Origin of the sequence: Micrococcus sp. TCR-5 (genome assembly GCF_052220525.1) — a bacterium.
In the GTDB taxonomy this organism is placed as follows: domain Bacteria; phylum Actinomycetota; class Actinomycetes; order Actinomycetales; family Micrococcaceae; genus Micrococcus; species Micrococcus luteus.
In genome coordinates, this window is sequence record NZ_JBQPDO010000001.1 from 174,383 (window position 1) to 190,067 (window position 15,685).

The following is a 15,685-nucleotide window of genomic DNA, read 5'->3' on the forward strand; positions in this document are numbered from 1 at the left end:
TCAGTCCTCCAGGAAGATGGTCGGGATGGCGGGGTCGCCCGGCTGCAGGCGGCCCACCGAGGCGGGCAGCTCGCGCAGGGAGGCGGCGTGCCGCTCGGCGGCGCGGGTGACGGCCTCGGGGCCGGTCCAGCCCTCGGCCAGCTCGCCGGCGTGCACGAAACGGTGCAGCAGGGGACGGTCGTCGGCGTCGGGCGCGGCGCCGCGGTTGACGCCGATCACCTCGGCGGTGGCCCGGCCCCGCGGGTCGCGGCGGCGCGCGGCCTCCTTGCGGCCGCCCCGGCTGGCCTTGCCGGAACTGGCCTTGGCCACGTCCACCCACGTGCCGTCGTCGTCCTGGCGGGCCACGAGCTTGTAGACCATGGAGGCGGTGGGCGCGCCGGACCCGGTGACCAGGCGCGTGCCCACGCCGTACGAGCTGACGGGGGCGGAGCGCAGGGCGGCGATCGCGTACTCGTCCAGGTCCGAGGTGACCATGATCCCGGTCTCGGTGTTGCCCAGCTCGTCGAGCAGCTCGCGCACGCGGTGAGCCTGGATCACGAGGTCGCCGGAGTCGACCCGGACGTTCCGCAGGGCCGGGCCGGCAACCTCGACCGCGGTGCGCACGCCCTGCTCCACGTCATACGTGTCCACGAGGAGGGTGGTGTCCGCCCCGAGCGCGGCGACCTGGGCCTCGAAGGCGGCGCGCTCCGAGTCGTGCAGCAGGGTGAAGGAGTGGGCGGCGGTGCCGACGGTCGGGATGCCGTACCGGCGGCCCGCCTCGAGGTTCGAGGTGGCGGTGAAGCCCGCGATGGCCGCGGCGCGGGCGGCGGCCACGGCAGACTCCTCGTGCGTGCGGCGCGAGCCCATCTCGGCGCACGGGCGGCCGTCCGCGACGGCCGTCATGCGGGAGGCTGCGGAGGCCACGGCGGAGTCGTAGTTGTAGATGGAGAGCAGGTAGGTCTCCAGGATGCACGCCTCGGCGAACGTCGACTCCACCTGCAGGAGGGGGGAGTGCGGGAAGTAGGCCTCGCCCTCGGCGTAGCCCACGATGTCACCCGTGAACTCGTAGTCGGCGAGCCAGGCCAGCGTGGCGTCGTCGAGGGCGGTGGTGTCCGCGAGGAAGTCGAGCTCGGGCGTGTCGAACCGGAAGCGGGACAGGCCCTCCAGCGCGCGGCCCACGCCGGCCACCACGCCGTAGCGGCGGCCGCTGGGCAGGCGTCGGGTGAACAGCTCGAAGCGGGAGCGGCGGTGCGCGGTGCCGGCCTTCAGCGCGGCCTGGAGCATGGTCAGCTCGTAGTGGTCGGTCATCAGCGCCGTGGGGATCTGCCAGTCGTCGGCGGTCCGCGAGGCGCTGGGCACGGGGTTCTGGCTCACGCCCCCACCCTAGTGGACCGTGGCGGGGCCGGTCCTGGCCCGCCCGCCTCGTACACTGGGGCGCATGTCCGTGCTGACCCGCCACGATCCGTCCGCGCCGCGCGCCGTGCGTCCGGCGCCGGGTGAGTCCGTCCCCGCCGGCGCCACCGACACCGCCCTGCTGGAGCGGCCTCACGAGGACACAGCCCGGGACCGGCCGTGGAACGTGGTGGTGTGGAACGACCCGGTGAACCTGATGAGCTACGTGGCCTACGTGTTCCGCACCCACTTCGGCTACTCCGCGGCCAAGGCGCAGCGGCTCATGCTCGAGGTCCACGAGCGGGGCCGGTCCGTGGTGGCGACGGGCACCAAGGAGAAGGCCGAGCTGCACGTGGGCGCGATGCACGGCTACGGGCTGTGGGCCACGCTGGAGCAGGCGGAGGACTGAGGAGGGGCATGGCAGAACGGTTCCGCTGGACGCGGCGGGGGTACACGGCGCAGCTGGAGCTGCCGGAGGTGCGCCTGCTGCGCGGGCTGGTCAGGGACGTCGTCGCCCTGCTCGAGGGCCGACGCGCGGACGTGCGCCCCGCCGAGGCGGACCCCGCCGAGGCCCCGGCCGCCGAGGACGGCGTCGACACGCCCGAAGATCCCCCGGCGGCGCCGCCGTCCGTGTCCGCCGCGCAGGACGCGGGCCCCGTGGCCGGGCTGGACGCGTCCGACGCCGCGTTCTGGGGGCTGGTCTCCGGGCTGCACCTGAGCCAGGACCCGGAGCCGCAGCGTTCGGCCCCCACCGACCCGGCCGTCGCACGCCTCCTGCCGGATGCGATGCCCCAGGCCGGCGCCGCCGAACAGGGCGCCCACCGGGCCCTGACCGAGGACGCCCTGTCGGAGGGGAAGCTCGCGGACGCGCGCCTGGCACTCGAGCTGCTGCGCTCGACGCGCGTGGAGGTCCCGCACGACCAGGCGCCGGCCTTCGGCCGCGCGCTCAACGACGTGCGCCTCGTCCTCGCGGCCCGCCTGGGCGTCGAGACCGAGGAGGACGCCGCCCGCGTGCACGCCGTGGACGACTGGCGCAGCGCGGAGGACGTCGAGTCCACCATGGCCCTGCTCTACAACTTCACCTCGTGGCTGCTGGAGACGCTCATGACGGAGATGCTCAGCGAGCTGCCCGAGGGCTCGGACGAGTCCGCGCCGGGCGCCGGGGACGCGGAGGGCGAGCAGTGAGCGGCCAGCGCGCCGCCGTGGACGCCGCCGCGCCGATCGGCGTGTTCGACTCGGGCGTGGGCGGGCTGACCGTGGCCCGGGCGATCATGGACCAGCTGCCCCACGAGTCCATCCTCTACGTGGGCGACACGGAGCACTCGCCGTACGGCCCGCGGCCCATCGCCGAGGTACGGGCCCTCGCCCTGGCGATCATGGACGAGCTCGTCGCGCGCGGCGTCAAGGCGCTCGTGATCGCGTGCAACTCCGCGTCGGCCGCCGTGCTGCGCGACGCCCGCGAGCGCTACACGGGAGGCCACGGCATCCCCGTGATCGAGGTGATCCAGCCCGCCGTGCGCCGCGCCGTGGCAGCCACCCGCACGGGCCGGATCGGTGTGATCGGCACCGAGGCGACCGTCGGGTCCCGCGCCTACGAGGACTCGTTCTCGGCCGCCCCGCACCTCGAGATCACCTCGGTCGCGTGCCCGCGGTTCGTGGAGTTCGTGGAGGCCGGCATCACCACCGGCCCCGAACTGCTGGAGACCGCCCGGGAGTACACGGCCCCGCTGCGTGCGGCGGGCGTGGACACCCTCGTGCTGGGATGCACCCACTACCCGCTGCTGACCGGCGCGCTCTCCCTCGTGATGGGGGAGGACGTCACGCTCGTCTCCTCCGCGGAGGAGACCGCCAAGGACCTCTACCGGGAGCTGGTCCGCCTCGGCCTCGAGCACCCCCACTCGGCCGCGGGCTCCGGCCAGGCCACCCGCCACCGCTTCGCCGCCACCGGCGACCCCGACCACTTCCAGGCCCTCGCGCGCCGCTTCCTCGGACCCGAGGTCGAGTCCGTGCGACGCCTGGAGACGATCGGCGCGCCCCGCCCCGCGGCCGCGCCGGTCCCGACGCGCTCGGCGGCCTCCGTCCGGCCGGGCCCCGAGCAGGAGGGTGTGACGTGAAGCTGACCATCATCGGGGCCTCCGGGTCCTTCCCCGGCCCGGGCTCGCCCGCCTCGTGCTACCTCCTCACCGCCGAGGGCGTGGCCGAGGACGGCGTCACCCCGCGCACGTGGCGGATCCTGCTCGACCTCGGCAACGGCGCCCTCGGCGTGCTGCAGCGCTACGTCGAGCTCGAGGACCTGGACGGCATCCTGCTCTCCCACCTGCACCCGGACCACTTCATGGACCTGTGCGGGATGCACGTGGCCATCCGCTGGAACCCGGCCGGCTGGGGACGCGGCCGGCTGCCCGTCTACGGACCCGCCGGCACCGCCGACCGCATCGCCGAGGCGTACGGGATGGACCCCGAGCCGGGGATGCACCAGGACTTCGAGTTCCGGTGCTGGGCCGCCGGCCGCCCCGAGCGGCTCGGTCCGTTCCGGTTCACCCCGGTCCCCGTGCGCCATCCCATCGACGAGGCCTACGCGATCCGGGTCGAGGTGGACCGCGTCGACGACGACGGCGACGTCACCACCCGCGTGCTCACCTACTCCGGGGACACCGACGCGTGTGAGGGGCTCGTCGAGGCCGCGCGGGACGCGGACGTGTTCCTGTGCGAGGCCGCCTTCCACGAGGGCCGGGACGACGGCATCGACGGCGTCCACCTGACCGGCCGACGGGCCGGCGAGACGGCGGCGCAGGCCGGGGCCCGGAAGCTGCTGCTCACACACCTGCCGGTGTGGAACGATCCGCAGCGCGCCGTCCAGGAGGCCCGCGCGGTGTACGACGGCCCGCTGGCCGTCGCCGTCTCGGGGCTGAGCTACGGCGTCTGAGGGCGTGCCTAGACTGGAGGCCATGAGCTCTCCCGCCCCCACCGCCCCCCGCCCGGACGGCCGCGCCGTCGACGAGCTGCGCCCCATCACCATCACCCGGGGCTGGTCCCGGCAGGCGGAGGGCTCGGCCCTGATCGAGTTCGGGAACACCCGCGTGCTGTGCACCGCCTCCTTCACCGAGGGCGTGCCGCGCTGGCTCAAGGGCGAGGGGACCGGCTGGGTCACCGCCGAGTACGCGATGCTCCCGCGGGCCACCAACGAGCGCAGCCAGCGCGAGTCCGTCAAGGGCCGGATCGGCGGGCGCACCCACGAGATCTCCCGCCTGATCGGCCGGTCCCTGCGCGCCGTCATCGACCTGTCCGCCCTGGGGGAGAACACCATCGTCCTGGACTGCGACGTCCTCGATGCCGACGGCGGCACCCGCACCGCCGCCATCACGGGCGCCTACGTCGCCCTCGCCGAGGCGGTGGCCTGGGCGCGGCGCGAGGGGATCCTCGCGAAGGGCGCCGCCGTCCTCAAGGACTCCGTCGCCGCGGTGTCCGTGGGCATCGTGGACGGGGTGCCCGTCCTCGACCTGCCGTACGTGGAGGACGTGAAGGCGGAGACGGACATGAACGTGGTCGTCACCGGGGCCGGGGAGTTCGTGGAGGTGCAGGGCACCGCCGAGGGCGCGCCGTTCACCCGCGCCGAGCTGGACACCCTGCTGGACCTGGCCCTGATCGGCACGGGTGAGCTGGCCCGCGTCCAGGCCGAGACCCTGGCCGCCGCCACGGAGGACCGGGCGTGAGCGCGCCCGCCTCCTCGTCGGCAGGCCTGCCGGAGGGCGCCCGCGTCGTGCTCGCCACGCACAACGCGGGCAAGGTGCGCGAGCTGCGGCAGCTGCTCGCCGGCGCCGTGCCCGGCCTCGACGTGGAGGCCGCGGTGGTGGACGCGGGCGCCGTGGGCGCCCCGGACGTCGTCGAGGACGGCGTCACGTTCGCCCAGAACGCGCTGAAGAAGGCCCGCGCCGTGGCCGCGCACACGGGGCTGATCGCCGTCGCGGACGACTCCGGTCTGGCCGTGGACGTGCTGCACGGCGCCCCCGGGATCTTCTCGGCCCGCTGGGCCGGGCGCCACGGGGACGACCGTGCCAACCTCGAGCTGCTGCTGGCCCAGCTGGCCGACGTGCCGGACGAGCATCGGGGTGCCCAGTTCGTGTGCGCCGCCGCGCTCGCGGTCCCCAGCGGCCCGGACGCCGCGGGCGCCCGGGCCATCCACGTCGAGCACGTCGAGCACGGCCGCCTGCCCGGCACCCTGCTGCGCGAGCCCGTGGGGGACGGCGGCTTCGGCTACGACCCGATCCTGCGCCCCGAGGGCCGGGACGTGTCCACCGCGCAGCTGAGCCCCGAGGACAAGAACGCGATCAGCCACCGGGGGCACGCCTTCCGCGCCCTGCTGCCCTACCTGGTGGACGCGCTCGACGCGCGCCCGTGAGCGGCGGGCGCGCCCCCGTGCCGGGGCTGGACTTCACCGCGATCGACTTCGAGACCGCCAACGGCTTCCGCGGCTCCCCGTGTGCCGTGGGCGCCGTCCGGGTGCGGGACGGGGTCATGGTGGACCGTGCGGAGTGGCTGATCCGTCCGCCCGTCGGCTTCGACCGGTTCGATCCCCGCAACGTGCGCATCCACGGCATCACCGAGGACCGCGTCCTGGACGCCCCCCGGTTCGCGCAGGTGTACGACGAGCTCGCGGACTTCGTGGGGACGGACGTGCTCGCGGCGCACAACGCGGGCTTCGACGTCGGCGTCATCGAGTCCGGCCTCGAGGTCTCCGGCCGGGACGTGCCGGGCCTGGAGTTCGTGTGCACCCTGGTGCTGGCGCGCCGCGTCTACGACCTGCCCTCGTACGCCCTGCCCTCCGCGGCGCGCGAGGCCGGGTTCACCCCGGGACGCCACCACGACGCACTGGCCGACGCCGAGGCCTGCGCGGCCATCCTCGTGGACATCGGCCGGCGCGTGCTGGGGGCGCCGCCGGCCGACGCGGAGATTCTGCCCGGGCTGACCGACGCGCCGGCCGGCCGCGGCGTCGACCGCCTGATGCGGGCCCAGGGGCTGGGCGTCAGCGTCCTCGCCCCCCGGGCGGCGGGATCGGGCGCCGAGTCGAAGGCCACCCGCCAGGCCCGGCGCACTGAGGGCGTCTTCGACGCGCGGGTCCCGCTGCGGGACGAACGCGCCATGCCCGACTTCATGCGCTGGCCGGACGAGGGCGTCAATCCGCCCCCGAACCCGACCGCCGACCCGGGTCACCCCCTGTTCGGCCAGACCGTGGTGTTCACGGGCGGCATCGGCATGTCGCGTCAGAGTGCCAAGACGCGCGCGGCCGCGCACGGCGCGCAGACCGCGAACCGGGTGGGCGCGGCCACCACGATGCTCGTCGTGGGGGACGGCTTCGAGGCCGCGGACCTGCACCGCCCGCGCGCCGAGGACGGGGCACCGCAGGCCGTGACCACGGCGCTGGCGCACCGCAAGACGCGGGACGCCCTGCGCCGGCGGGACCGTGGGCAGGCCATCGCCCTGGTCTCCGAGGGGGAGTTCCTGCAGATGCTCGACGGGAACTGGCCGGACGCCGCGCGCTGAACCACTCAGGTGGTCGCGGCGCTCCAGCGCCGGGCGGCCTCCAGGACGACCTCGCGCTCGGCGATCCACCCCGGGACGGAGGCCTCGGCCGCGGCGCGGTCCGCGGGGTCGTGCGCGCCGAACACGGCGGTGCCGTGCGCCGCGCCGAGCACCTGCCCGGCCAGCGAGGCCGTGGAGTCGGAGTCGCCGTCGTGGTTCACGCCGATCCGCAGCGCCAGGGCGAGCGCCGCCGCCGGATCGGCCGGGTGCGCCGCCTGCGCGGTGAGCGCGGCATACAGCGCGATGGCCAGGGCCTCCTCCGCGACCCAGCCCTCGCCGAGCGCGGTGGGGAGGGCACCGGGGGCGCCGGGGTCGGCGTCGACGGTGCCGGCCAGGTCGACCGCCGCGGTCACGGCGGCGCGGGTCTCCTCGGCCTCCTCGCCCAGGCCGTCGAGCCACGCGCGGGCGTGCGCGACCGCGGCGGCCAGGTCCAGGCCGCGCAGCAGGGCCGCGATGACGAGGGCGTACGCGGCCGCCGCGACCCACGCGGTGGGGTGGCCGTGCGTGAGGACGGCCCCCTGGCGGGCGAGGGACACGACGTGCGGGTCCTCGAGCCCCGGCACCATCCCGTACGGGGCCGAGCGCATGACCGTCCCGCAGCCCTTCGAGCCCGGGTTGTGCGGGTCGCCCGGCAGGCCCATCCCCGGTTCGGCGAGCCCGCTCAGGCACGCGGTGCCCGGCGCGCGGCGCACCTTCAGCTCCGCGTGCGCGTCGATCCAGCGGGGCGGGGCCGGGGGAGCGCCCTCGGGCAGCGCGCCGTCCTGCGTGGCGAACCAGCGCAGGCACGCGAGCCACACGCACGCGGCGGGATCGGCCAGGACGCCGTCGTTCTGCCACTCGATCCACTCGAGCAGGCCGTCGAGCACGTACAGCGTCAGCTGGGTGTCGTCCGTGATCGGCAGGGCGTGGGTGCCCTCCTGGGCGAGCAGGTCCGCGGCGTCGGTGACGCCGGCGGGGCCGTGCACCGCCTCGATCCCCGACGCGGGGGTGAACTCGACGACGCCGCCCAGCGCGTCCCCGGCGGCACCGGCCGCGAGGAGGGCCAGGACCCGGTCGGCGTGCTCGGGGCCGGGCAGGGGCGTGGACGAGGAGGCGGTGGGCTCGGGCGCGGTGGCGGACATGCCGCCATCGTACGAGCTGCACCGCGTCGTGCTTATCCCGTCCACACCCTCCCTAGAGTGGGCCGCATGATCCTGCTGCACACCTCGGACTGGCATCTGGGCCGGTCGTTCCACGGCACCGGACTGCTCGAGGCCCAGGAGGAGGTCCTGGACGCCCTCGTCGCGACCGTGACGGAGCGCGGCGTGGACGCCGTCCTGCTGGCCGGGGACGTGTACGACCGCGCGCTGCCGCCGGCGGACGCCGTCCGGCTGCTGGACCGGACGCTCACCCGGCTGCACGCGGCCGGCGCCCAGGTGGTGCTCACGAGCGGCAACCACGACTCGGCGGTGCGCCTCGGCTTCGGCGGCGGACTCCTGGCGGCCGCGGGCGTGCACGTGCGCGCGGACGCGGCGGAGCTGGACCGCCCCGTGCTGCTCACCGAGCCCGGGGTCGACGGCGGTGCGGGCCAGACCGTGGCCGTCTACGGCATCCCCTACCTCGAACCGCGCCACCAGGGACCGGCCTGGGGCGTGGAGCCCCACCACACGGCCGTGCTGACGGAGGCGGTCCGCCGCGTCCACGCCGATCTGGCCGCCCGCCGCGCCGAGACGCCGGAGCCGGTGGCCGCCGTCGTGCTGGCCCACCTGTTCGCGGCCGGGGGCCACGGCTCCGAGTCCGAACGGGACATCGGCGAGGGCGAGCACGTTGAGCCGGACGCCCCGCCCGAGATGCTGGTGGGCACGCTGGGGCAGGTGCCGGTCTCCGTGTTCGACGGGCTCGACTACGCGGCCCTGGGCCACCTGCACGGCCGCCAGCGGCTGGCAGAGCACGTGCGGTACTCCGGCTCACCGCTGCCGTACTCCTTCGCCGAGGCGGGCCACCGCAAGGGCGGCTGGCTCGTCCACGTCACGGGCGGGGCCGTCACCGACGTCGAGGCCGTGGACTGGGACGCCGGACGGCGCCTGGCGGTGCTGTCCGGGCCGATCGAGGACCTGCTGGAGTCCCCGGAGTTCGCGTGGGCGGAGCAGTGCTGGGTGCAGGTCACCGTCACCGACGACGAACGCCCCGAGCGGGCCCTGGAGCGCCTGAAGACCCGGTTCCCCTCCGTGCTCGTCTTCCGCCACGAACCGGCCGGCGGGAGGCGGGCCCGGGAGCGGACCTACGCCCAGGTCCTGCGGCAGGCACCCTCGGACCACGCGCTCGCGGTCGGTTTCGTGGACCACGTCCGGCAGCGGCCGGCCAGCGAGGCGGAGCAGGACCTGCTGCGGGACGCCCTCGAGGCCGCCCGTGCGGCGGAGGTGCGCGCATGAGGATCCATCGGATGCGCCTGGAGGGGCTCGGGCCCTATGCCCAGGCGCAGGACGTCGACTTCGACCGGCTCAACGCGGCCGGCCTGTTCCTGCTGGACGGGCCCACCGGCGCGGGCAAGTCCACGGTGCTGGCCGCGCTGTGCTTCGCCCTCTACGGGACCGTGCCAGGCGGACGGTCGGCCGAGTCGCTCGTGACCACGCTGCGCGAGCCGGGCGCGGTGATCCCCGAGGTGCAGGTCGAGTTCACCGTGCAGGGCCGGCGCTTCGAGGTGGTCCGCTCACCCAAGCACGAGCGGCCCCGCCGGCGACGCAGCGCAGCGGGGGGCGCCACCGTCACCACGCAGGCCACGGTCTCCCTGCGGGAACGCGTGGCCGGGGAATGGACGGCGCCGCTCACCCGGGCGGACGAGGTCGGCCAGCAGATCGCGGCCGTCCTGCACCTGGACGCCGAGCAGTTCATACAGGTGGTCCTGCTGCCCCAGGGACAGTTCGCCCAGTTCCTCACCGCGAAGTCGGATGAGCGCCGCGTCCTGCTGCGGCGGCTCTTCGGCACGCAGCGCTTCGACGGCGTCGAGGAGCACCTGCGCGTCGAGACGGCCCGGCTGGACACCGCGGTGGCCGTGGACGCGGACGTGGCCCGGACCGCGCGGGCACAGCTGGCCGAGGCGCTCCACGAGGCGCTCGGCCCGGACTGGCATGCGCCGGAGCCGTCACCGGACACGGACGACCGGCTGCTCGCCCTCGCCGCCGAGCGCGCAGGTCGCGCCCACGAGGACGCGCGGGCCGACCTCGCCACGGCCCGCGCCGCGGAGCAGCGGGCCCGGGTGACGGCGCGTGAGCTGGAGACCCGCGGGCGGGACCTGGCCGCGGCCGAGGCGTGGGCGAGCCGTCGACGCGACCACGACGCCGAGGCCGAGACCGCCGCGGCGCGGCGCCGCGCCGTCGACGCCCATGAGCGCGCCGGGCGGGTGCTCGCGGCCGCCCAGCGGGCCTCCGCGGCGGCGGACGCCGCCGGCACCGCGTCGGAGGCGGTGACGGAGGCCCTGGCGCACGTCGAGGACGAGCCGACCGCGGCGGCGTGGCTCGCCGCCGCCCGGGCGGACGGGGCCGCCGATGCGCCCGCCTCCCGCCAGGCGCTGGGGGAGGCCGAGCGCGCCGCGGAGGCGGTGGCGCGCGCCGTCCGGGACCGTGACCGGATGCGCGAGCTGGAGCAGGAGGCGGCCGCCGCGGCGGAGCGTCGGGCCGAGATCGACCGCGACCGCGCCGCCCTGGTCGAGTCCCGCCCCGAGCGTGAGGCGGCCGTCGCGGCACACCGCGCGGTCGTCGAACGCGGCACCGAGCGTCTCGGCGCCCGGGAGGCCGTGGACCGCGCCGTGTCCGAGGCCGCCGCTCGCCGCACGGCCGCCGAGGCCGCGGCCGCCCGCGCCGTCGAGGTCGAGACCGCGGCCCGGGCCCACCGGGAGGCACAGGAGCGGCGACGTGAGGCCGCCGAACGGCACGTCGGTCTGCTGCGTGCCCGGTACGAGCAGGCCGCCTCCGAACTGGCGGAGCGGCTCGTGCCCGGCGAGCCGTGCGCCGTGTGCGGCTCGCCCGAGCACCCGGCCCCGGCCGCGACCGCGGACACCGCGGTGACCGAGGCGGACGTGCGGGACGCCGAGCAGGCCCGGACCGCGGCCGACCGGGCCGCGACCGACGCCGAGACCGCCCTGCGCGCCGCCGAGCAGACCCTCCGCTCGGCGGGCGAGGCCGCCGCCGGGCTCGCACCCGAGGCCGCGCGGGAGGCGCTCGAGCGCGCCGAGACCGAACGGGCCGCGCTGGACCAGGCGGCGAAGGACCTCGCCGCGGACCGCCGCCGGCTGACCGCCGCCGAGAAGACGCTCGCCGGGGCCGACGAGACCGCCGCCGCGCTCGCGGCCGAGGACGGCCGGCTCGCCGAGGCCGCCGCCCACCGCGCCGCCCGGCTGACCGAGCTGCGGGACGCCGTCGAGGCCGCCCGCGGCGACGCCGAGACCCTCGACGCCCGCCGCGACCAGGTCACCGCCGCACGCCGGGTCCTGGCCGCCCTCGCTGCGGCGCAGGACGAGGACGCGCGCGCCCGGGCGGTCGCCGACGAGACCGGACAGGCGCTCACCGCCACGCTGGCCGAACAGCGCTTCGACGACGTCGACGCGGCGCGCGCGGCCCGCCTCGAGGAGACGGAGGCCGCCGACCGCACGGCCGCCGTGCAGGAGTGGGACGCCGAACGGGCCCGCCTCGCCGAGCTCGAGGCGAGCGAGCCCGTCCGCCGGGGCCGCGCCCTCGCCGAGGCGGGCGTCGAGCCGCCGACCGAGGAGCAGACCCGCGCCGCCGCCGAGGCGCTCGCCGCGGCCGAGGCCGCGAGCTCGTCCCGGGCGACGGCGGTCGGGCGGCTCGATTCGCTCGTCGCCACGGTGCGCCGGCAGTCGGCCGCCCTGACCGAGGTCCTGGAGCGGTCCGCCGGGCTCATCGCCGAGCACACGCGGGTGCGGGGGCTGCTCGACCTCGTCCGCGGCGGCGGGGAGAACCTGCTCAAGATGCCCCTGACGAGCTATGTCCTCGCCGGGCGGCTCGAGGAGGTCGCCGCCGCGGCCACCGAGCGTCTGCTCGCCATGACGGACCAGCGGTATTCGATCGAGTACTCCGACGCCGTGGGCGGGCGCGGGAACAAGGGCCTCGAACTCGTCATCCGGGACCACTACGTGGACGAGACGCGCCACCCGGCCACGCTCTCGGGCGGCGAGACCTTCATGGCCTCCCTCGCCCTCGCCCTGGGGCTCGCGGACACCGTGCAGGCCGAAGCCGGCGGCATCGAACTGGACACGCTCTTCGTGGACGAGGGCTTCGGCTCGCTCGACGCGGACACCCTCGACGACGTCCTGGACGTCGTGGACACCCTGCGGACCGGTGGCCGGACCGTGGGCCTCGTCTCCCACGTCGAACGGATGAGGCAGGAGATCGGCGTGCGCCTCGAGGTGCGCAAGGACCGGCGCGGCTCGAGCCTCGCGGTGCACGACGGCGCCTGAGCGACGGGGGTGCGCCCCGCCGCCCCGGCCCGCGCCACGCGTGAGGTCAGGCCCGGCGCCACCGCCGGCGGAGGCGCTGCCGGAGTCGGCCGAGGCGTCCGGCGTCGAGCTCGGACGGGGCCGCCCAACGCTCCTCAGCCCGGCGCGCCTGCTCGGCCGCGCGCTCGGCCGCGACGCGCTGCGCCTCCCGCTCGGCCGCGACACGGCGCTCCTCCTGCAGGCGGCGCTCCCCGCGGACCTCGGTGAGCCGGTACAGCACGGGCACGAGCACGAGCGTGAGCAGGGTGGAGGACACCAGGCCGCCCACCACGGCCACCGCGAGGGGCTGGGAGATGAACCCCGCGTGCCCCGTGATGCCCAGGGCCATCGGGGTCATGGCCAGGATGGTGGCCAGGGCCGTCATCACCACCGGGCGCACGCGGTTGAGCGCGCCCACCTCGATCGCCTCGTCCAAGGTCATGCCGCGGTCGCGGCGGTACTGGTTGATCAGGTCGATCAGCACGATCGCGTTCGTCACCACGATGCCCACCAGCATGAGCAGCCCGATCATCGTGGACAGTCCCAGCGGCGTGCCGGTGGCCAGCAGCGCCAGGAACACGCCCGTGGCGGCGAAGGGGATCGACACGAGCAGCACGAGCGGCTGGCGCAGCGAGTTGAACGTCGCCACCATCACGACGTACACGGTCGCCACGGCAGCCAGCAGCGCCAGTCCGAGGTCCCGGAACGTCTGCGCCTGCTGCTCCGCCGCGCCGCCCACGGCCGCGGTGACGCCCTCGGGCAGGTCCAGCTCCGCCACGGCCTGCGTGACCCGGCGCGAGACGGCCCCGAGGTCCTCGTCGTCCGGGGTCACCGTGACGACGGCGGTCCGCTCGCCGTTCGAGGACGTCACCCGGGCGGGCACCGGCACTCGCGAGACCTCGGCGAGGTCCCCCAGCGGCACGGGCCCCTCGGCCGTCTCCACGGGCACCTGGCGCAGGGCGTCGAGGGACTCGACCGGCTCCGGGTCACCCAGCTGCACCGCGAAGCTCTCGAACCCGAAGCGGACGTCGCCCACGGGCACGGCCTGCAGGGCGGCGGCGGCCTGGCCGGCCACCGCCTCCTCGGTCAGGCCGAGCCGGGCGGCGGCGACGGTGTCCACGTCCACCTGGAACGTCGGGCGCAGGTCCGAAGCCGGCGTCGTCACCTCGCGGGCACCCTCGACGGGCCGCAGCGCCTCGGCGACCTGATCGGCGGCCGCGGTGAGGGCCTGCGGGTCGGGGGCGGAGACGGCCACCTCGATGTCCTGGCCGCCGCTCGGCCCCTGCTGTGTGGAGACGGACACGTCGCCCACGCCGTCGAGACCCGTGAGCTCGGCGCGCACCCCGTCCTGGAGGGCCACCTGGTCCGCATCCGGGTCGGTCACCACCGTGAACCGCGCCCGGTCCGCCGAGGAGCCGCCGAAGGCCCCCATCGGACCGGCGGCGGTGCCGGCCGTCCACTGGACCGTCTCGACGCCGTCGGTGTCCAGCAGCACCCGCTCGATGCGCTCGGCGGCGGCGGCCGTGGTCTCCAGCGACGTCCCCGGCTCCTGCTCCGCCGTGACGACGAACGAGTTCTGTCCCGAGTCGCCCAGGAGGTTCGTGGGGATCAGCGGGACCAGCGCGGCCGTGCCGGCCAGCAGCGCCAGGGCGGCGGCGAGGGTGACCACGGTGTGCCGCTGTGTCCAGCGCAGCACCGGGCGGTAGGCCCGGGTGAGCCATCCGCCGGCCGCCACGGGCCGGTCGCCGGGGACGGCGGGCGCGGCCGTGGTCTCGGCCCCGCGCCGCGGGGAGCGCAGGAACCACCAGCACAGCACCGGCACGATCGTCAGGGCGACGACGAGGGAGGCCAGCAGGGCGACCGTGGCGGTCACGGCGAAGGGCCGGAACAGCTCGCCGGCCAGGCCGCCCACGAAGGCGATGGGCAGGAACACGGCCACGGAGACGAGGGTGGAGGCGGTGATCGCGGTGGCGACCTCGCGCGTGCCGTCCAGGATCGCGGTGCGCCGGTCGGCACCCAGGCCGAGGTGCCGGCGGATGTTCTCCACCACCACGATCGCGTCGTCCACGACTCGGCCGATCGAGATCGTCAGCGCCCCGAGCGTCAGCGTGTTGAGGGAGTAGCCGAAGGCCGCCACCCCGATGAGGGCGGCCAGCAGGGACAGCGGAATGGACACGGCGGTGACGAGGGTGGAGCGCACCGAGAGCAGGAACACGGCGATCACCAGCACGGCGAACGCCAGGCCCAGCAGGCCCTCCTGGAACAGCGTGTCGATGGACTGCTGGATGAACGGGGCCTGGTCGAACACCACGGTCAGGTCCGCGCCGCCGCCGACCAGGGACGCCAGCTCCGGCAGGGCGTCGCGCACGGCCTGCGAGACCGCCACGAGGTCGGCGTCCGGGGTCGCGGTCACGGAGACGGACAGCGTCGGCACCCCGTCGGTGCGGGTCAGGGACGTGGGGGCCGCGGCCACGAGGGTGACGTCGGCGACCTCGTCCAGGGTGCGCGGTTCGCCGTCGCCGGAGGGAGCGACGACGATCCCGCGCAGGCCCTCGAGGTCCTCGACGGCGGCGCCCGCCTGGACGGGATAGGTGGTCGCCCCCTCGGTGACCTGGCCGACGGGGAAGAGGCCGGCGTTCTCCTCGAGTGCGTCGGTGATGTCGGAGGTGGTCAGCCCGGCGGCGGCGAGCGCGGCCGGGTCCGGGACCACGGAGACGTTCTCGTCCGTGCCGCCGAGGACGTCGGCGCCACGGACGCCGTCGATCTTCTGCAGCCGCGGGGCCAGGACGTCCTCGGCGCGGCGGCGCAGGGTGTTGAGGTCCTCGTCCCCGGACAGGGCGAGGAAGACCACCGGGAAGTCGGAGACGGAGCCCGCGAAGGACGAGGTCTCCGCCTCCTCCGGCAGCTGCGGCCCCAGGTTGGCCACCACGCGGTCCACCTGGGACCGGGCCCGGTTCAGGTCTGTGCCGTAGGCGAACTCCAGCTGGACCGCGTTGAAGCCGGACTGCGACGTGGACCGCGAGGATTCGAGCCCCTCCACGGCCTGCAGGGCCGTCTCGAGGGGCTCGCCCACCTGAGCGTCCACGACCTCGGGGGACGCCCCCGGGTAGAGCGTCGAGACGGAGATGACGGGCAGCTCGAGCGGGGGGATCAGCTCCCGCTTGAGCTGTCCGGCGGAGAGGACGCCGAACACCGCGATGAACACGGTGACGAGCGCCACGAGCGCCCGCCGACCGAGTGAGAACCGTGCGAGCGCTCCCATCG

The 15,685-nt window shown here is 76.0% G+C and carries 12 protein-coding genes; 9 read left to right on the top strand and 3 right to left on the bottom strand.

Annotated elements, in window-relative coordinates; translation table 11 throughout:
- On the bottom strand, positions 1–1,353 hold the full coding sequence (locus tag ACTSKS_RS00830) for a nicotinate phosphoribosyltransferase (protein WP_442927204.1): 1,353 nt from the start codon (positions 1,351–1,353) through the stop codon (positions 1–3).
- A gap of 64 nt (positions 1,354–1,417) precedes the next feature.
- Here ACTSKS_RS00830 and clpS point away from each other — a divergent pair, with 64 nt between their 5' ends.
- Genes clpS through ACTSKS_RS00865 form a run of 7 tightly spaced genes read left to right on the top strand, consistent with a single transcriptional unit; the run spans position 1,418 to position 6,912 of the window.
- Positions 1,418–1,780, top strand: a complete 363-nt coding sequence (gene clpS / locus ACTSKS_RS00835) for an ATP-dependent Clp protease adapter ClpS (RefSeq protein WP_002857236.1) — start codon at positions 1,418–1,420, stop codon at positions 1,778–1,780.
- Between the two features lie 8 nt (positions 1,781–1,788).
- Entirely contained in the window at positions 1,789–2,556 is a 768-nt protein-coding gene (locus tag ACTSKS_RS00840; RefSeq protein WP_036313009.1) for a DUF2017 family protein, read from the top strand.
- Positions 2,553–3,485, top strand: a complete 933-nt coding sequence (gene murI, locus ACTSKS_RS00845; protein ID WP_041103213.1) for a glutamate racemase — start codon at positions 2,553–2,555, stop codon at positions 3,483–3,485. The genes ACTSKS_RS00840 and murI overlap by 4 nt, the downstream gene beginning before the upstream one ends.
- Entirely contained in the window at positions 3,482–4,297 is an 816-nt protein-coding gene (locus ACTSKS_RS00850; protein ID WP_041103211.1) for an MBL fold metallo-hydrolase, read from the top strand. The genes murI and ACTSKS_RS00850 overlap by 4 nt, the downstream gene beginning before the upstream one ends.
- Positions 4,298–4,319: 22 nt before the next feature.
- A complete protein-coding gene (gene rph / locus ACTSKS_RS00855; protein WP_036313000.1) occupies positions 4,320–5,084 on the top strand; it encodes a ribonuclease PH in 765 nt (254 codons plus the stop codon).
- Positions 5,081–5,770: a non-canonical purine NTP pyrophosphatase gene (locus ACTSKS_RS00860; protein WP_036312997.1), complete on the top strand. Its 690-nt coding sequence runs from the start codon at positions 5,081–5,083 to the stop codon at positions 5,768–5,770. Before rph ends, ACTSKS_RS00860 begins: the two co-directional genes overlap by 4 nt.
- Positions 5,767–6,912, top strand: coding sequence for an exonuclease domain-containing protein (locus ACTSKS_RS00865; protein ID WP_036312995.1), 1,146 nt, complete (start codon positions 5,767–5,769; stop codon positions 6,910–6,912). Before ACTSKS_RS00860 ends, ACTSKS_RS00865 begins: the two co-directional genes overlap by 4 nt.
- Before the next feature lie 5 nt (positions 6,913–6,917).
- Here the strand turns inward: ACTSKS_RS00865 and ACTSKS_RS00870 are convergent, their stop codons facing one another.
- A complete protein-coding gene (locus ACTSKS_RS00870; protein WP_041103209.1) occupies positions 6,918–8,072 on the bottom strand; it encodes an ADP-ribosylglycohydrolase family protein in 1,155 nt (384 codons plus the stop codon).
- A gap of 66 nt (positions 8,073–8,138) precedes the next feature.
- Between ACTSKS_RS00870 and ACTSKS_RS00875 the strand changes: the two genes are divergently transcribed.
- Positions 8,139–9,362, top strand: a complete 1,224-nt coding sequence (locus ACTSKS_RS00875; RefSeq protein ID WP_036312989.1) for an exonuclease SbcCD subunit D — start codon at positions 8,139–8,141, stop codon at positions 9,360–9,362.
- Positions 9,359–12,403 carry an AAA family ATPase gene (locus ACTSKS_RS00880; RefSeq protein ID WP_036312986.1) on the top strand — a complete coding sequence of 1,015 codons (3,045 nt, stop codon included), beginning with the start codon at positions 9,359–9,361 and terminating at the stop codon, positions 12,401–12,403. Before ACTSKS_RS00875 ends, ACTSKS_RS00880 begins: the two co-directional genes overlap by 4 nt.
- Positions 12,404–12,449: 46 nt before the next feature.
- Here ACTSKS_RS00880 and ACTSKS_RS00885 read toward each other — a convergent pair whose 3' ends face one another.
- Positions 12,450–15,683, bottom strand: a complete 3,234-nt coding sequence (locus ACTSKS_RS00885) for an efflux RND transporter permease subunit (protein WP_036312982.1) — start codon at positions 15,681–15,683, stop codon at positions 12,450–12,452.
- Between the last annotated feature and the right edge of the window lie 2 nt (positions 15,684–15,685).